Origin of the sequence: Streptococcus sanguinis (assembly GCF_050220005.1) — a bacterium.
Lineage (GTDB): Bacteria > Bacillota > Bacilli > Lactobacillales > Streptococcaceae > Streptococcus > Streptococcus sanguinis_Z.
In genome coordinates, this window is record NZ_CP071413.1 from 2,337,403 (window position 1) to 2,354,823 (window position 17,421).

The following is a 17,421-nucleotide window of genomic DNA, read 5'->3' on the forward strand; positions in this document are numbered from 1 at the left end:
AACGATTCTGGAATTATTTTGGAAAAATAGTAAAATCTGTCATATCACACTGATCGATAAATCGATGACCTAGTTTTATCACATCATTCAGGCTGATGTCCTGTAAAATTTTCGGCAAATCAAACAGATTCTCACCCGTCAAATGCGGTTCATATTGGGTTGCAATATACTCAAGCGAGTTTAAACCATGCAGAAAATCACCAAACATCTCACTTTTAATCGTATCCAAATGCTCTTCTGTCACATCTGGATCCTTGTCAAAATTCTTGATGGCTGAACGAAATTGATGAGAAAGTCCCACCGGTTCCTGAGTATCCATCGTCAGCATGACAAAGTGAAAATCTTTTTCTACTTCCACTTCCAGCGTTAAAGAATTATCCATTTTCCCACTTTCATAGAGGGATTGGAAACGCTTGGAAGTCCAGCCAAACATCATGGCAAATAAGAGTTTCAAAGTGATTTTATAGCGATACAACTCCGATTTATCAACAAAATCTGTACCTCGAATCCCAACTGCCAGTTTTGGACTAGCCACCTCCATTCGGTAGGTATCCGTTGATACCACTGGGTGAAGGCTAACAGGAATTTTTTCAATGGGTTCAGAGTTCCCTGCAAAAACTAGTTTTTCCTGCTGTTCTGCAATCTCAGCAGCTATCTGTTTCAAATCAAAATTACCAATCACAAACAAAGTCATATTAGAAGGATGATAAAAGTTCTTGAAATTTTCCTTCAAATTTTCGACGGTAATCTCAGAGATGGACTCTTTCGTTCCTGCAATGTCTTCTGACAGAGGTGTTTGAGGATAGAGATTGGCCAAGGCTCCAAAAAAGAGACGATAATCTGGATTATCCTGATACATTTCAATTTCTTGGCCAATAATATCCTGTTCTCGCAAAATGGATTCTTTTGTGAAATCAGCCCGATGAACCAGTTCTTGCAAAAGCTGTAGATTTTCTGAAATATTATCCGTTGCAGAAAATAGATAGCTAGTCCGAGTAAAGCTTGTGAAGGCATTACTCTCAGCCCCTAGCTTAGTAAATTCCAGCAGCAAATCTTTTCCCTGCGAGCCTTCAAAAAGCTTATGTTCCAAAAAATGAGCTATTCCAGCCGGATATTGAGTGACCTGCTTGGTTTCACGTGAAACAATCCCAGTATCCACTGAACCAAAATTAGTTGAGATAATCCCATAAGTTTCATTAAAATCATTTTTAGGCAGAAGAAAAACACGCAAACCGTTTGCTAATACTGTCTGATAGACAGTTTCTCCTACTGCTGAATAATTGATTTTTTCTAGCACTTCTCCCTGCATTATTTTCCTTCCATAAAGTAAATAGCTTGTAATTTCAACTGACCAGCTGCCTTGATAATATCATCCTTACGAACCTGTTCCAAAGCTTCCAGCCAAGCTTCAAGAGATAAGAATTTGTTCCCTAAAACAGAAGACATATAAGCTCTCTCTAAGATTGTATTCTGTCGATCCTGAGCTAACAATACTGAATTTCTCAGCATTTTCTTGGTTTGATTCAGTTCTTCCTGACTAAAATTCCCGCGCTTCAAATCAAGAATCTGTCGGTTGATTAAAGCAATTGTTCTGGTCCGATTGCTGCGGTCAATACCAGCATAAATTCGCATCATTCCTGAAAAAATATCAAAATTGCTAGAAATTGTATAAGCCAGCCCTTCCTTTTCACGAACATTGACAAATAATTTCGAATGGGCAAAGCCGCCTAGCAAAGCATTTAAAACGACCAAAGGCAGGTGCTCGCTCTCTCCGTACTGAATAGGGAAGTGATAGGCCAACTCAATAATTGACTGATGGACATCTTTCTGCTCCAGTCCTTCTCGCAAAACATTGGAATATTCTTGCTGATAAACTAACTGAAGTTCTTGCTGGCGAGGCGCAAAATTGAAAGATTGAATTTTCTCCCGAACAGCCACTTCATTAAAGTCCCCAATAAAGAAAAAGTCAATCTGATTTTCCTGAAGCATCTGCTGAAAAGCAGCAAAACTGCTTGCAGCTGTCTCTTTCTGGATTAATTCAATCGTCCCAACACGAGGCATCTGCATTTCCTCTTCTTCATAAAAGAGTTTGTCTAATTCTCGATGAGCATGATAAAAATGATTCTCAATTTCTGCTTCCAAATCATTCAAGATATTTTTCTTCTCAATTTCAAAAGCAGATTCATCAAAAGCGTCCTGACTTACCAATGGAGAAAACAAGCTGGCTTTCAAAAAATCAAGCATGGCATCTGTCAGGACATTCTTGCGACTCAAAAATTTATCCCGCACAAAAGAAAGATTGATATCTAAATAATGGACCAATCCTCTCCTTGAAAGACTCGTAGAATAATCAGCTCCATACAAATTGGCCAAACGTTCTCTGAAGGCCTGCGAAGTAGGATAAACAGCATTGACAGTTTCTAGCATGCTGGCTGTTAAAACCCGACCAGCTACTGTTTCTTTGGACATAGGCGCTGAAAAACGAATCTTAATTTTGTTTGTTTTAAATTTTTCTGATTGAATAAAATGGAGACGAACTCCTTTAGTGATTTCCATGACGCCCCTCATACTGAATAATATAGACTACTATTATATCATGAAATGCCTCTGATTTGTTTGTTCTACCAAGCTTTTTGCTGATTAAAACGTTTTCTGATAACAGGAGAAAATTTCCACTTTTATCCAAAGCACCTCAGCACTTTTTACTAACAAATATGGTATAATGACAGGGTTGAGGTGAAATATGGAATATAAATTATTTGATGACTACATCACGCTACAAGCACTTTTAAAAGAAACAGGAATTATCCAAAGCGGCGGAGCAATTAAAACATTTCTAAGTGAATATCCAGTTCTTTTTAACGGTGAGCGAGAAAACCGCCGGGGAAAAAAACTCCGTGTCAATGACACGATTTCCCTTCCCAAGCAAGGAATTGAAATTAATCTGACAGGTCCTAGTCAAGAAGAAATTCTGCAACACCAAAAAGAAATCGCAGAAAAAAAACGAGTTGCTGAACTTGTCAAAGCCATGAACAAGGATTTAAAAAAAGCGCAGACTTCTAAAAAAGAAAAGCGTAGGAATACAGGGGTACCTAAAAAGCAGAAAACTACTAAAAGCCCTGTTCGCTTCCCTGGTATCTAATCATGTGGCTGCAATCATTAAAAATCAAGCATTTCCGAAATTATCAGGAAGCTGATATTGACTTCCATCCTGGCTTAAATGTCTTTCTAGGCCAGAACGCACAAGGTAAAACCAATATTTTAGAAGCTATTTATTTCCTAGCCTTGACAAGAAGCCACCGTACACGCTCAGATAAGGATCTGATTCATTTTACAGAAAATGACCTCCTTGTTTCTGGTATCTTAGAAAAAAAGACTGGTAAAGTTCCCCTTGACATTAACTTGACACCAAAAGGTCGCATCACAAAAGTCAACCACTTGAAACAAAGTAAATTATCAGACTACATTGGAACTATGAATGTTGTCCTGTTTGCTCCTGAAGATTTACAGCTGATTAAAGGTTCTCCCAGTCTACGCCGTAAATTTATAGACATTGAACTCGGACAAATCAAGCCAGTCTATCTGTCAGATTTATCCAATTACAACCATGTCCTCAAACAACGCAATGCCTATCTGAAAGCTAATGATAAAGTTGATGAAACCTTCTTGACTGTCCTTGATGAGCAGCTGGTTGACTATGGCTGTCGTGTAATTAGACATCGGTTGGATTTTTTGCAAAAATTAGAAAGCTTTGCCCAAGACAAGCACTGGGACATCTCTCAAAATTTGGAAAAATTGACTGTCAAGTATCTGTCATCTATTCCTTTACACCAAATTGACAATTTAGAAGAAACTTACCGCTCTTCCTTAATAAGCAGCCGTAAACGCGACCTATTCAAAAAAAATACAGGTGTTGGTCCTCATCGTGACGATATTGCTTTTTTTATCAACCAGATGGATGCCAACTTTGGTAGCCAAGGTCAGCATCGCAGTCTTGTTTTATCACTGAAACTAGCTGAAATCAAGTTAATAGAAAGCATTACGAAGGAAACGCCTATTTTGTTGCTTGACGATGTAATGAGCGAACTTGACAATAACCGTCAACTAAAATTATTAGAAACTATCTCTCAGGATATTCAAACTTTCATTACTACAACAACTTTAGAACATTTAAAAAATCTTCCACAAGATATAAAAATTTTCACCATCCAGCAAGGACAAATTGTATCTCAATCCTAGCATTACACAAACTTTACGTTTTTGTAAATTTCATTTACAGAATATTGCTTATAGTGTAAACGAATTATATCGAATTGTTGTTAGAACAACTTTTATAGCCTTTTGATTTGTAAATATATATCAATTTAAATCGTAAATTTAAAACGAGGTTAGGAAAAATTCCCGACCTCGTTTTATTTTTTTTATTGAACTGAATAGTTAGGGGCTTCATTTGTGATTTGTACATCATGAGGGTGGCTTTCCTTTAATCCAGCGCCACTCATCTCAATAAACTGAGCATTATCGTGAAGTTCTTGCAGATTTGCAGCACCAACATAGCCCATTCCAGAGCGGATACCACCCAGCATCTGGAAGACAATATCTGCAGCAGCTCCCTTGTACGCCACACGGCCTTCAATTCCTTCTGGAACTAGCTTATTAGCTTCATTAACAGACCCTTGGAAGTAACGGTCACTAGAGCCCTTCTTCATAGCGGCAATAGAGCCCATACCACGATAAGTCTTAAATTTCCGACCTTGGAAGATTTCCGTCTCGCCTGGCGCTTCGTCTGTTCCTGCAAACATTGAACCTAACATAACAGCATTTCCGCCTGCAGCCAAGGCCTTGACAATATCTCCAGAATACTTAATTCCACCATCAGCAATGATGGTTTTTCCATATTCACGTGCCACAGCAGCCGCATCATAAATAGCAGTTACTTGGGGAACGCCAACACCAGCAATGACACGGGTTGTACAGATAGAACCTGGGCCAATTCCGACCTTAACAACATCCACACCTGCTTCATAAAGAGCGCGTGCACCTTCAGCAGTTGCAATATTTCCAGCAATCAAGGTGCGATCAGGGAAATGAGCACGAATCTCAGCAATCTTGCGCAAAACCCCAGCTGAGTGGCCATGAGCAGTATCAATAACAATCGCATCTGCACCAGCTTCAAAGAGAGCTTCCGCACGTTCAAAAGTATCTGAAGTAACACCGACAGCACCAGCTACCAAGAGACGGCCAAACTCATCTTTAGCAGCATTTGGAAACTCAATAACCTTTTCAATATCTTTAATGGTAATCAAACCTGAAAGACATCCCTTATCGTCAACCAAAGGCAACTTTTCAATCCGGTGCTCCTGCAAAATGCGCTCTGCAGTTCCCAAATCTGTTCCAACAGGCGCCGTTACAAGATTCTCACTGGTCATATGACGAGAAATAGGTTGATCATAGTCAGAAATAAAACGCAAATCACGATTAGTTAGAATCCCTACTAACTTACGATTTTCAAGAGTTTCTACAACAGGAACACCACTGATACGATAACGTCCCATCAGTTCATCTGCTTCAGCAATCGTATGCTCTGGCGTTAGGAAAAAAGGATCAATAATAACGCCATTCTCAGAACGTTTAACCTTTCGAACTTCATCGGCCTGTTGCTCAATAGACATATTTTTGTGGATAACTCCAAGACCGCCGGCACGGGCAATAGCGATAGCCATCTGACTCTCTGTAACAGTGTCCATAGCGGCAGTAATGATTGGGATATTCAAGGTCAAATTCTCAGCAAGCTTGGTGCTCAAATCAGCATCGTTGGGCAGTACATGGCTTTCAGCTGGAATCAGCAGCACATCATCAAAGGTAAAACCTTTTTTCAAAAATTTAGTGTCCCAGTTAGACATCCACAGTTTCCTCTTTTCCTTTTTATTAAACTAATACCCAAAGAAACTTGAACTTCAATTTTCTTTGAATAAGAGTTGGTATTTTTGTTGTTAATATCATACCATTCTATAGGAAATTGTCAATCATTATTACACAAAAAATAAAAACCATCATTTTTTAAACTAAAAACGATAGTTTTTGTGATTTATAATCAATAATATTCGTTATTTAAAATAATTAATCCCCATCGCAGACTTCACTTCTGAAAGAGTCTGAGCGGCAGTTTGACGTGCCTTGTCGCATCCTTCTTGCAGCATCTGATAGACCTGATCCATATCTTTAGCAAACTCCACACGACGCTCACGAATCGGACCTAACTCTCGCTCTAAAATTTCTAACAGATAGCGTTTGGTTTTGACATCTCCCAGACCACCTCTTTGATAATGCTCTTTCATTGCAGCAATATCAGCAGCATCTTCGGGGCGACCAAAAACATCCAGATAATGAAAGACCATATTTCCCTCAACTTTTCCAGGATCTTCAACTCTGATATGATTAGGATCTGTATACATGCTCATAACTTTCTTTTGCAGAATATCCATATCATCTGCCAGATAAATACCGTTATTAAGAGATTTAGACATCTTAGCATTGCCATCCAATCCAGGCAAACGTCCAGCTGCTTCATTTTCAGGATAAATCCCTTCCGGTTCTACCAAAACATCTGTCTGATAAGCATTGTTAAAGGATCGAACAATCTCCCGAGTCTGCTCAATCATAGGCTTTTGATCATGTCCTACTGGTACATAATTAGCTTTAAAAGCAGTAATATCCGCTGCTTGAGAAATTGGATAAACTAAAAATCCAGTCGGTAAACTTTCCCCAAATCCTTTTTGCGCAATTTCTGTCTTGACAGTAGGATTGCGTTCAAGACGAGCCAATGACACCAAATTCATATAATACATTGACAACTCTGCCAACTCAGGAATCTGACTTTGAATAAAAATAGTTACTTTTTTAGGATCCAATCCAGCTGCTAGATAATCTAAAGCTACATTACCAATAGACTCAACAATTTTCTGAGGATCCTTTGCATGATCTGTCAAAGCTTGCTGATCAGCCAAAAATACGAACATCTCATATTTACTCTGATCCTGCAAAAGCACGCGGTTCCGTAAACTTCCTACATAATGACCAATATGCAATTTTCCTGTCGGACGATCTCCTGTTAAAATAATTGGTTTAGTCATTTATTACTCCTCAATTTATAATGAGTTCATTATATCATTTTCAATGAAAATGAGAAAGAAGTTTCTAGAAAAAAGCGAAAATTCCAGTTTTTATAGCTTAATTGACATCCCTTTACAATATTTGTAAACTTAATTGACAAACTATTCTGGCTGTAAAACCTAAAAGTCTTAGTTCATTCTATTCTCCTTTTTTCTTTTTGCTCAGGTTTTTAGTTTTTATCTCAGAATTATTTGAAAAAAGTTCTGTTTTCTAGTAAAATGAAGAAGATTATATATATAGGAGAAAGACATTGCTTACAGTATCAGATGTATCACTGCGTTTCAGTGACCGAAAATTGTTTGATGAAGTCAACATCAAATTTACAGAAGGAAATACTTATGGATTGATTGGAGCTAACGGCGCTGGAAAATCAACCTTTTTAAAAATTTTAGCTGGCGATATCGAGCCAACAACAGGCCACATTTCTCTAGGACCAAATGAACGTCTTTCAGTCCTTCGCCAGAACCACTTTGACTATGAAGAAAAACGGGCTATTGATGTTGTAATCATGGGAAATGAGCATCTCTACAACATCATGAAAGAAAAAGATGCTATTTATATGAAGCCTGATTTTTCTGATGAAGATGGTGTACGTGCGGCCGAGCTTGAGGGTGAGTTTGCTGAACTAGGTGGCTGGGAAGCTGAAAGTGAAGCCTCTCAATTATTGCAAAACCTCAATATTCCGGAAGTTCTTCACTACCAAAATATGAGCGAGCTCTCTAACGGAGACAAGGTCAAAGTACTCTTAGCCAAAGCCCTTTTTGGTAGACCTGATGTCTTACTTCTGGACGAGCCAACTAACGGTTTGGATATTCAGTCTATTACTTGGCTGGAAGACTTTCTTATCGATTTTGACAATACAGTTATTGTTGTATCCCACGACCGTCACTTTTTGAATAAAGTCTGCACTCATATGGCCGACCTTGACTTTGGAAAAATCAAACTCTATGTTGGAAACTATGATTTCTGGAAAGAATCAAGCGAACTAGCGGCTAAGCTTCTAGCTGACCGAAATGCCAAAGCAGAAGAAAAAATCAAGCAACTTCAAGAATTTGTTGCTCGCTTTTCTGCCAATGCTTCAAAATCAAAACAAGCAACTTCTCGTAAAAAGATGCTTGACAAGATTGAGTTAGAAGAAATTGTTCCATCTAGCCGTAAATACCCATTTATCAGCTTTAAAGCAGAACGTGAAATCGGTAATGATCTCTTGACAGTGGAAAACCTTTCTGTCAAGATAGATGGAGAAACTATTCTTGATAATATTAACTTCATTTTACGTCCTGGCGATAAAACAGCTTTAATTGGCCAAAACGATATCCAAACAACAGCTTTGATTCGTGCCTTGATGGGTGATATTGAGTATGAAGGAACTGTCAAGTGGGGTGTCACAACCAGTCAATCTTACCTACCAAAAGATAATTCTCGTGACTTTGCTAGTGGCGAATCAATCCTTGACTGGCTGCGTCAATTTGCTAGCAAAGAAGAGGATGACAACACCTTCCTTCGAGGATTCCTTGGGCGCATGCTTTTCTCAGGAGATGAGGTTAACAAGTCTGTCAATGTCTTGTCAGGAGGAGAAAAAGTTCGGGTTATGCTATCTAAGTTAATGTTGCTTAAATCCAACGTTTTAGTCTTGGACGATCCAACCAATCACTTAGATTTGGAATCAATCTCCAGCTTAAATGATGGATTGAAAAACTTCAAAGGATCCATTATTTTTGCTAGCCATGACCATGAATTTATTCAAACCTTGGCCAACCATATCATTGTCCTGTCTAAAAATGGTGTGATTGACCGCATTGACGAAACCTATGATGAATTCTTGGAAAATCAAGAAGTTCAGGCAAAAGTCAAGGAACTTTGGAAAGATTAATTCCTTGTCAATTTACGTTTACAAAGCTTTACAGAGGCATGAAACAACGTTTCTGCCTCTTTCTATATAAGAAATATGAATCACATTAAAGAATATTTTAAAAAAAATTGGCCTTATTTTTGTGCCTTCTTTCTTCCATTTTTCATCATGTTCTTTATCTACTTGATGTACGGAATTTACTGGAATAGCGAAACCTCTCCCTTGCTTGGTGACGGTTTTCATCAATATGTCATTTTTGACACCAACCTAAGAAATATACTCCATGGCACAGATAGTATTTTTTATACTTTCTCCAGTGGACTTGGGCAGAATTTCTATGCTTTATCCAGTTATTATTTAGGTAGCTTCTTGTCTCCCTTTGTTTATTTCTTTGATTTGAAATCAATGCCAGATGCCGTCTATCTATTTACCTTAATCAAGTTTGGATTAATCGGACTCTCTACCTTTATCAGCATCAAAGGAATATTCAAAAAGATTCCAGCTTTACTCATCATCACTCTTTCAACTTCATTTTCTTTAATGAGTTTTTCAGTCAGTCAATTAGAAATTAAAACCTGGTTGGATGTGTTTATCCTTGCACCTTTGATTGTGCTAGGTTTACATAGGTTGATAACTGGAAAAGGCAGAGTACTATATTTTACAACACTGTCAATCCTCTTCATCCAAAATTATTATTTTGGATATATGATGGCAATCTTTTTGGTCTTTTGGTACCTTCTTCAATTATCTTGGGATTTCAAAAATAGAATTAAAAGTTTACTTGACTTTACAGTCGTATCTGCTTTAGCAGGTCTGACTAGCCTAATCATGATTCTGCCAACTTACCTAGACATAAGTACTCATGGTGAAACCTTAACAAAAGTTTCTTCCTTGTTGACAGAAAAAAGTTGGTTCTTAGATGTGTTTGCTAAAAATTTTATTGGCAGTTTTGATACAACCAAATATGGTTCTATCCCTATGATTTATGTCGGAACCTTCCCCTTGATTCTGGCTATCTTATTTTTCACCTTAAAATCTGTTAAGTTTCACGTGAAACTTTGCTACTTTTTACTCATTGCAATTTTTATAGCTAGTTTTTATCTTCAATATTTAGACTTGCTTTGGCAGGGAATGCATGCACCGAACATGTTTCTTCACCGTTATTCTTGGCTATTTTCTCTGGTAGTTATCTATATGACTGCTGAGACTTTAAATCGTTGGAAAGATGTGAAAGTAATGAATGTTGCCATTAGTTTCACTTTGCTCAGCCTCGGATTCATTATGACGTTTATTCAGAGAAAACATTATGACTTTTTGGGTCCTGAGAATTATATTCTAACATTAGAATTTCTGCTGGCTTATCTCTTGATTAGCTTTGTCTTAGCAAAATCTTCGATTCAACCAAAAATCATTCTCCCTGTCTTGCTTTTCTTTGTTACTTTTGAATTGTCGCTTAATTCCTATTATCAAGTTGGAGGAATTGCTAAAGAATGGGTATTTGCCACTCGTTCATCTTATGCTAGCCACCTTGACGAGATTGACAAGCTTGTCAATTATTCCAAAAAGGAAAATATTGACTTCTTTAGAACTGAAAGATTGAATCCACAAACGGGAAATGACAGTATGAAATTCAACTACAATGGAATTTCCCAGTTCTCATCTGTCAGAAATACTCAGGCAAGTTCCACTTTAGATAAACTTGGTTTTAAATCAGCAGGAACAAATCTGAATCTCCGTTATCAAAACAACAGTATTTTAATGGACAGTATTTTTGGTGTTCGCTACAATCTATCTGAAACAGATCCTCAAAAATTTGGTTTTCTTCCTGAAAAAACTGAAAAAGAAATGTCTCTCTACCAAAATGATGCTGCACTTGGTTTAGCTTTTCTGACCAATGATATTTACCATGATGTCAAGTTTACAAATTTGACTTTAGATAATCAGACAGAATTTTTGAATCGATTGACTGGCTTTGATTTTAAATATTATGACAAAGTAGATGCTATAACTACTAATGAAAATGTCAAGCAAATTGGTAACAGAGTGACTGTGGATGTTGACAGAGAACAGAATACAAGCTTTGCTAGCGTAGTCTATACTGTCAATGTACCTGCTAACAGTCAACTATATGTCAATGTCGCTGGGATTGATTTTAGTAATGATGATCAGACAGGTGTTGACATTACTGTCAATAACTTTACAGAACGTTATACAACTAATAATGTTTTTCCTTTCTTTAATGCTGGCCATTTCAGTCAAAGTCAAACAGTATCTATTCGCTTTACATTCCCAGACAATTCGACAGTTTCTTTTGATACGCCAGAATTTTTTGCCGTTAATACTGAGCAATATCAAAATGTCATTCAAAAATTAAAAGAGCAGCCCGTTTCCACAACTACTGATTTAAACACAGTAAAAACAAACTATAGAGCGGAAAAGGATACTTCATTATTCTTTACCATTCCTTATGATAAGGGATGGTCAGCCACTCTTAATGGGAAGCCTGTCACACTAAAACGAGCTCAAAACGGCTTTATGAAATTAGATGTGAAAAAAGGAGAAGGAAAAGTTGTCCTCACTTTCATTCCTAATGGACTGAAAGAAGGTGGCATTGCCTTCATATCTGGCATAATCTTATTTGTTTGCTATAATTTTATAAGTAGGAGACGACATAGAATGTAAATATATAAAAAATAAGGCTCTTCATTAAAATGCTAGTGAAGGCCTTTTCTTGAACAATAAAAAAAACACTCACTAGGAGTGTCTCTAGCTCCGGCAGTAGGACTCGAACCTACGACATCATGATTAACAGTCATGCGCTACTACCAACTGAGCTATGCCGGATAATATAGTCCGTACGGGATTCGAACCCGTGTTACCGCCGTGAAAAGGCGGTGTCTTAACCCCTTGACCAACGGACCATATGGTATGCTCTCTTTCAGAACATATTCCATTATATCAGGTTTTTAAGCTTTGTCAACTCTTTTCCCTTTATTTTCGAAAATATCTTTCAGATATTTCACTCTTAAACGAGTGACCGGACAGCGATGATTTTCGTAAAAAATAATTTCTCGATTTTTCTTGTCATAATCAACAATGTTGCCAATATTAACCAGATAAGATTTATGTGGTGAAAAAAATCGTTTAAATTGCTGATCTTTTTCTTGAATATCTGTTATCGTTCCATAAAACTCCTTGAGAAAATTTTTACCGACAATCCGAAGTTTATGAGAGCTCCCTGTCGTTTCGATATACAAAATATCGTTATAAGGCATTCGAACATCATTGCCACGATAACTATATTCAAAATAATCTACCATATTGGTATTTTCAATTAGTGTACTCTTAGTGTAAAGAATACTGTCTTTGATTCTATTTTTAAAAGCATCATTGTTGATATCTTTATCGATAAAATCAAGTGCTGATACTTTATATTTAAAAGTCATAGTAGCAAATTCAGATTTTGAGGTTACAAAAACTATAATGGCATAAGGATTATGATGACGGATAAATTGAGCTACTTCCAGCCCTTTTGTTTCCTCCCCCTTAATGTCAATATCCAAAAAATAAAGCTGGTTAACGTCTCCATTTTCAATATATTTTTTGAATTCTTTTATTTTTCCTGTAACCTGAACCTGGATGTCAATTCCAAGTTCCTCAGCAATTTCTGCTAATGTCGTTTCCATCCTGACTTGATGAGATACGGTATCCTCTAAAACTAACACTTTCATAAATTCTATCTCCTAATTGTTAAAATCTGTGTGAAATTGTTTGGCTCAATTTGTGTATCAAGAGTTATAAATTCATATCTATCTAAAATTTCCTTGATGTTATTCAATCCATAGCCTCTATTTTCTCCTTTAGTTGAAAACTCGGGCTGATAGAGTTCTTCCAAATCCAATTTTCCTTCTTTACGAGAATTTTGAACAACAAAAATGGTTCTATCATCCAGTTGAACCAGAGAAACATGGACAATTTTTTCCAGGCTGTCAATGGCACTCTCAATAGCATTATTTAATAAAATACTAGCAATTCTCACAAGATCTAACAACTTGATTGGAAGGCGTTCCACTTTATCCTTAACTTCAAAAGTCAGCTGAATCTGATGTTCACGCGCTTGAAAGATTGTCTCAGTCATGACACTCCTTAAAGCTGAATCTCCTACATTATTCAAATCAAAAACTGTATATTTATCTGAACGCAGGTTCAAATTTGCATCAGCCAAGACCTCTTGATAAATGTGCTCAATTTCCTTGATATCTCCAGTTTGAATAGCCACTTGCATACTCGTCAACATGCTAGCATAATCATGACGAAATCCTTTGATTTCATAGTACAATCTCACAATTTCATCAGTATATTCCTGAAGTCGAAGCTGTTCAGATTCTTTTTGACGCAAATGCTCTTCTTTTTCGTATTTCTCACGGCTGTCCTTGAACGTCACCAAGGTAGAAAGAAAGGCCAAGAAACAAATAGTAGCAATCATACTGCTAAAACTGTTGAAATGCCTTATATTACTAATCCAATGAGAGAGATTTAAAATCAGCCAATTCATTGCATATAAACTACTAATCATCAGAATCTGAGATTTAAAGAAACTTCTTTTAAGATAATCTATTCTGAAATCAAAAATATCAATAACCTTTACCATAAATAACAAGGAAAGTAAGTTGATACATGTCAGAAACAAGCCCATGTACTGAGCTACAAAATCATCTCCTAAAACAGATGAAATAATAACAGAAAAGAAAGTAGTAGAACTATCAATTGACAGACATAAAAAGAAGGAAAGTAAGAAAGATTGATATTTTTTAATTTTTTCAACTCTACAAAAATACCAAACTAAAAATAGAGGGAGAAAAAATGACAGTGTATATGATGGAATTGTGCTAGAAAATGAAAATATGTGTCCTAAAAAAGCAATTATAAACGGAACTATAATCTCAAGACCAAAGCAAATAGCTACAAAAAAGCGAGTATGCTTAATTTTAGTGATTTTTGATAAAATCACTAAAAATGCAGCTACATTAATAAAAGGATGAATAATTAATCCAATTATTTCAAGTGACATAAATTTCTCCCCTAAACTTTAAAATTCTTATCTTCCAAAAATCCAACCCCATGGATTTGGAACACCTCTTAAATCCCAAAAGGTTTGAACAAGTGAATTGCTATTTGCAGCAATTTGAAAAGAATAGATTTTCATAACTATCTCCTATCTTTTTATCTTGTAAGTCACCTTACATTTATCATTATAGAAAAATAGAAAGAGTTAGTGACAATTTTCCCTGAAATGTCATTTTTTATCCCCAAAATGACATTATACCAAAAAAATAGAAGAAAAAAACACGAAATATTGTAAAATATTTCGCATTTTTTACATTTCTGATCTCAGCAGGATTCGAACCTGCGACCGTTCGCTTAGAAGGCGAATGCTCTATCCAGCTGAGCTATGAGACCAATACCATCTCATTCTATCAGAAAATAGGGTTGCCGTCAAGATTACTTATGATAAGGACTCCCCTGCTGAATCATAAAAGCTCGATAGATCTGCTCTATTAAAACAAGGCGCATCAGTTGATGAGGTAAGGTTAATTTGCCAAAACTCATCAGAAGATTTGCCCGTTTTTTTACTGCAGGAGATAAACCTAAACTTCCGCCAATAACAAAAGTGATATCAGAAAAGCCATGCACTGTAGTATCCATCATGAGCTGACTAAACTTTTCTGACGGAAATTGCTTTCCTTCAATTGCCAAAACAATAACAAATTCACGCTCATTGATTTTAGCCAGAATTTTATTTCCTTCTTTTTCAAGAATCTGCTGATTTTCTAAATCACTAGCTTTATCAGGTGTTTTTTCATCCACTAGCTCAATCATTTCCACCTTGCAGAATCGATTGAGACGCTTCATATATTCAGCAATTCCATCCTTTAAATATTTTTCTTTCAGTTTTCCAACTGTTACAAGTTTTATTTTCATAAGTTTATTCTATCATATTCATCTATACTTCACACTTTATTAACAAGTAAAATTTATCTGGGAATCGGTTAATCTGTGTATTTTCTAATGCCTATCAACAGTTTTTCTAAGTTTTCCACAAGGTGTGGAAAACTTAGAGGATTTAAGTTATAATTAAGTTTAGCTAACTATAATTTCATCAATTGTAATTCAAGGAGGAAAACATGAAAAACTCTTCAAATGCCATCAAAAAGGCTTTATTGCTTTTTGCAGTGTTAATTGTAGGTTTTATCGGCGGAAGTTTAGGGAATTATGTTACTACATTAGTAACTTCACGTGTAAAAATGAATGGAAATTCACCAACTAGTGTATCTAATTCATATAAAAACTCTACAGACATTTCAGAAGCTGTGAAAAAGGTTCAAAATGCGGTTGTTTCAGTAATTACTTATGCTGAATCTTCCAGCAGCGTTATCAATGATGAATCTTCCAACGATGAATCACAAATCTCCAGTGAAGGTTCTGGTGTAATTTATAAAAAAGACGGAAAATCAGCCTATCTGGTAACCAACACCCACGTTCTGAACGGATCAACTAATGTAGATATCTTGCTAGCTGATGGAAACAAGGTTCCAGGTGAAGTAGTTGGATCAGATGTTTATTCAGATATCTCTGTCGTTAAAATTAGCTCTGAAAAAGTAACTGATGTCGCAGAATTTGGAGATTCTGGTTCTCTGACAGTTGGTGAGACAGCTATCGCTATCGGAAGTCCTCTTGGAACAGAATATGCTAACTCTGTAACACAAGGAATTATTTCTAGTTTAGGCAGAAACGTTACGTTACAATCTGAAAATGGTGAAAATATTTCAACAACTGCACTGCAAACAGATGCTGCAATTAATCCTGGTAACTCTGGCGGCCCGTTGATTAACATCCAAGGACAAGTTATTGGGATTACTTCAAGTAAGATTTCAACAAATGGGCAAACCTCTGTTGAAGGGATGGGATTTGCGATTCCGTCTAATGATGTCGTAAATATTATCAATCAACTAGAGAAAAATGGAACAGTCACACGTCCTGCTTTAGGAATTCAAATGATGGATTTATCTAATCTAACAACTTCTGATTTTTCTAAATTAAATCTTCCTTCTTCAGTGAAATCAGGTATTCTTGTTCGCTCTGTTCAGCAAGGGATGCCTGCTGATGGCAAGCTTCAAAAAAATGATGTCATTACAAAAGTAGATAACACAGATGTGGAATCCACTAGTGACCTTCAGTCTGCTCTCTACAAGCATAGTATTGGAGATGAGGTAGAGATTACTTATTATCGAGATGGTAAATCTCAAACAGTCAAAATCAAACTCACTAAATCAACAAAAGAGCTAAGTTCAAATTAACCTATTTACAAGATTGTCAACACACCTTTACACAATCGTAAAGGTGTGTTATTCTATATACAAATGGAAAACTTTCAATATATTGCACTTAAAGACATTCGAACCAATCCTTATCAGCCTCGTAAACAATTTTCACAAAAAAAGATTGAAGAATTGGCGTCATCAATCAAAGAAAATGGTCTCATTCAGCCAATCATTCTTCGGAAATCTTCACTTTTTGGTTATGAAATTTTAGCAGGAGAACGGAGATTTAGAGCTGCCTCTTTTCTTGGCCTAGAAACGATCCCATCTGTCGTCAAAGAATTATCTGATGATGAAATGCTGAAACAGGCCATTATCGAAAATCTTCAAAGAGAAGACTTGAATCCTATAGAAGAGGCTGAGTCTTATCAAAATTTGATTGACAAAGGCTTGACACATGATGAAATTGCTAAAATCATGGGAAAATCTAGACCCTATATTAGCAATATTGTCAGACTTTTACAATTATCCAAAGAAGTTCGTCAAGCTATAAAGGAAGAAGAGATTTCTCAAGGACATGCTCGCCTGCTGGTTCCCTTGAAAGAAGAGGAACAGTTACTATGGCTGGAAAAGATATGTAGAGAAGATTTATCGGTTCGAGCAGTCGAAAAGCTTCTTCAGCAAAAAAAGAGTCTCAAAAAGAAACCTAATAAAGAACTATTTGCTAAATCTGAAGAGGAAAAAATTAAAAAAATTCTCGGTCTGGAAGTTTCTATTCAGTTAAAAAACCAGAGTAAAGGAAAGCTGATTATTCCTTTTGAAAGCGAAGAAGAATATCAAAGAATTATAAACAGTTTTAAATAAAACTGTTATTTTCTTTTTTAAAAATAACAAAATTATCCACTGTTAAATTAATTAGGAAGCTTATTAAAATAAGAAATTTTAGCTTTATTCACATTCTGTGGATAACTTCAGCTAACAATGTGAATTCTTTTCCAGTTCTTGTGGAAAACTTTGAACCTTTATGATAAAATAAGATGCGTATGAATCAGAAAATTATAGAAAAGGAGGGAAGTT

The 17,421-nt window shown here is 36.2% G+C and carries 14 protein-coding genes and 3 tRNA genes; 6 read left to right on the forward strand and 11 right to left on the reverse strand.

Annotation, left to right across the window (positions count from 1 at the left end; translation table 11 throughout):
- Positions 1–13: 13 nt before the first annotated feature.
- Together yfmH and yfmF are read right to left on the reverse strand one after the other, a co-directional pair.
- Positions 14–1,309, reverse strand: coding sequence for an EF-P 5-aminopentanol modification-associated protein YfmH (gene yfmH, locus J1C86_RS11520; protein WP_125408049.1), 1,296 nt, complete (start codon positions 1,307–1,309; stop codon positions 14–16).
- On the reverse strand, positions 1,309–2,556 hold the full coding sequence (yfmF, locus tag J1C86_RS11525) for an EF-P 5-aminopentanol modification-associated protein YfmF (protein WP_312022614.1): 1,248 nt from the start codon (positions 2,554–2,556) through the stop codon (positions 1,309–1,311). The genes yfmH and yfmF overlap by 1 nt, the downstream gene beginning before the upstream one ends.
- Positions 2,557–2,743: 187 nt before the next feature.
- Here yfmF and yaaA point away from each other — a divergent pair, with 187 nt between their 5' ends.
- Both yaaA and recF read left to right on the forward strand, forming a co-directional pair.
- Positions 2,744–3,142 (forward strand): S4 domain-containing protein YaaA, encoded by a 399-nt coding sequence (gene yaaA, locus J1C86_RS11530; RefSeq protein ID WP_125408053.1) that lies wholly within the window; start codon positions 2,744–2,746, stop codon positions 3,140–3,142.
- A gap of 2 nt (positions 3,143–3,144) precedes the next feature.
- Positions 3,145–4,239, forward strand: coding sequence for a DNA replication/repair protein RecF (recF, locus tag J1C86_RS11535; protein WP_125408055.1), 1,095 nt, complete (start codon positions 3,145–3,147; stop codon positions 4,237–4,239).
- 182 nt (positions 4,240–4,421) lie between these two features.
- Here recF and guaB read toward each other — a convergent pair whose 3' ends face one another.
- Positions 4,422–5,903: an IMP dehydrogenase gene (gene guaB, locus J1C86_RS11540; RefSeq protein WP_002910933.1), complete on the reverse strand. Its 1,482-nt coding sequence runs from the start codon at positions 5,901–5,903 to the stop codon at positions 4,422–4,424.
- Positions 5,904–6,107: 204 nt separating this feature from the next.
- Positions 6,108–7,133: a tryptophan--tRNA ligase gene (trpS, locus tag J1C86_RS11545; protein WP_125408057.1), complete on the reverse strand. Its 1,026-nt coding sequence runs from the start codon at positions 7,131–7,133 to the stop codon at positions 6,108–6,110.
- 290 nt (positions 7,134–7,423) lie between these two features.
- Between trpS and J1C86_RS11550 the strand changes: the two genes are divergently transcribed.
- Together J1C86_RS11550 and J1C86_RS11555 are read left to right on the forward strand one after the other, a co-directional pair.
- Positions 7,424–9,046 (forward strand): ATP-binding cassette domain-containing protein, encoded by a 1,623-nt coding sequence (locus J1C86_RS11550; RefSeq protein WP_125408059.1) that lies wholly within the window; start codon positions 7,424–7,426, stop codon positions 9,044–9,046.
- 75 nt (positions 9,047–9,121) lie between these two features.
- Entirely contained in the window at positions 9,122–11,707 is a 2,586-nt protein-coding gene (locus J1C86_RS11555; protein ID WP_125408061.1) for a YfhO family protein, read from the forward strand.
- A gap of 88 nt (positions 11,708–11,795) precedes the next feature.
- Here J1C86_RS11555 and J1C86_RS11560 read toward each other — a convergent pair.
- The 7 genes from J1C86_RS11560 to rlmH all read right to left on the reverse strand — a co-directional run bounded on the left by J1C86_RS11560 (position 11,796) and on the right by rlmH (position 15,007).
- Positions 11,796–11,869, reverse strand: a tRNA-Asn gene (locus tag J1C86_RS11560).
- 5 nt (positions 11,870–11,874) lie between these two features.
- Positions 11,875–11,946: transfer RNA gene (locus tag J1C86_RS11565), tRNA-Glu, on the reverse strand.
- Between the two features lie 45 nt (positions 11,947–11,991).
- Positions 11,992–12,756 carry a competence system response regulator transcription factor ComE gene (gene comE, locus J1C86_RS11570; RefSeq protein ID WP_125408063.1) on the reverse strand — a complete coding sequence of 255 codons (765 nt, stop codon included), beginning with the start codon at positions 12,754–12,756 and terminating at the stop codon, positions 11,992–11,994.
- Positions 12,757–12,761: 5 nt separating this feature from the next.
- Entirely contained in the window at positions 12,762–14,096 is a 1,335-nt protein-coding gene (gene comD, locus J1C86_RS11575) for a competence system sensor histidine kinase ComD (protein ID WP_427150804.1), read from the reverse strand.
- Between the two features lie 27 nt (positions 14,097–14,123).
- Positions 14,124–14,231: a hypothetical protein gene (locus tag J1C86_RS11580; protein ID WP_002894290.1), complete on the reverse strand. Its 108-nt coding sequence runs from the start codon at positions 14,229–14,231 to the stop codon at positions 14,124–14,126.
- A gap of 180 nt (positions 14,232–14,411) precedes the next feature.
- Positions 14,412–14,485: transfer RNA gene (locus J1C86_RS11585), tRNA-Arg, on the reverse strand.
- A 42-nt stretch (positions 14,486–14,527) separates the two neighbouring features.
- Positions 14,528–15,007 carry a 23S rRNA (pseudouridine(1915)-N(3))-methyltransferase RlmH gene (gene rlmH / locus J1C86_RS11590; protein WP_125408294.1) on the reverse strand — a complete coding sequence of 160 codons (480 nt, stop codon included), beginning with the start codon at positions 15,005–15,007 and terminating at the stop codon, positions 14,528–14,530.
- A gap of 203 nt (positions 15,008–15,210) precedes the next feature.
- On the opposite strand from rlmH, the gene J1C86_RS11595 reads away from it, so the two are divergent.
- On the forward strand, positions 15,211–16,383 hold the full coding sequence (locus tag J1C86_RS11595) for a S1C family serine protease (RefSeq protein ID WP_004190460.1): 1,173 nt from the start codon (positions 15,211–15,213) through the stop codon (positions 16,381–16,383).
- Between the two features lie 63 nt (positions 16,384–16,446).
- On the forward strand, positions 16,447–17,208 hold the full coding sequence (locus tag J1C86_RS11600; protein ID WP_002920031.1) for a ParB/RepB/Spo0J family partition protein: 762 nt from the start codon (positions 16,447–16,449) through the stop codon (positions 17,206–17,208).
- Positions 17,209–17,421: the final 213 nt, after the last annotated feature.

Excerpts from the sequence above, each read along its gene's own strand:
- yfmH (WP_125408049.1), bottom strand. The coding sequence starts at position 1,309 with ATGCAGGGAGAAGTGCTAGAAAAAATCAATTATTCAGCAGTAGGAGAA.
- yfmF (WP_312022614.1), bottom strand. The coding sequence starts at position 2,556 with ATGGAAATCACTAAAGGAGTTCGTCTCCATTTTATTCAATCAGAAAAA.
- yaaA (WP_125408053.1), top strand. The coding sequence starts at position 2,744 with ATGGAATATAAATTATTTGATGACTACATCACGCTACAAGCACTTTTA.
- recF (WP_125408055.1), top strand. The coding sequence starts at position 3,145 with ATGTGGCTGCAATCATTAAAAATCAAGCATTTCCGAAATTATCAGGAA.
- guaB (WP_002910933.1), bottom strand. The coding sequence starts at position 5,903 with ATGTCTAACTGGGACACTAAATTTTTGAAAAAAGGTTTTACCTTTGAT.
- trpS (WP_125408057.1), bottom strand. The coding sequence starts at position 7,133 with ATGACTAAACCAATTATTTTAACAGGAGATCGTCCGACAGGAAAATTG.
- J1C86_RS11555 (WP_125408061.1), top strand. The coding sequence starts at position 9,122 with ATGAATCACATTAAAGAATATTTTAAAAAAAATTGGCCTTATTTTTGT.
- comE (WP_125408063.1), bottom strand. The coding sequence starts at position 12,756 with ATGAAAGTGTTAGTTTTAGAGGATACCGTATCTCATCAAGTCAGGATG.
- comD (WP_427150804.1), bottom strand. The coding sequence starts at position 14,096 with ATGTCACTTGAAATAATTGGATTAATTATTCATCCTTTTATTAATGTA.
- J1C86_RS11580 (WP_002894290.1), bottom strand. The coding sequence starts at position 14,231 with ATGAAAATCTATTCTTTTCAAATTGCTGCAAATAGCAATTCACTTGTT.
- rlmH (WP_125408294.1), bottom strand. The coding sequence starts at position 15,007 with ATGAAAATAAAACTTGTAACAGTTGGAAAACTGAAAGAAAAATATTTA.
- J1C86_RS11595 (WP_004190460.1), top strand. The coding sequence starts at position 15,211 with ATGAAAAACTCTTCAAATGCCATCAAAAAGGCTTTATTGCTTTTTGCA.
- J1C86_RS11600 (WP_002920031.1), top strand. The coding sequence starts at position 16,447 with ATGGAAAACTTTCAATATATTGCACTTAAAGACATTCGAACCAATCCT.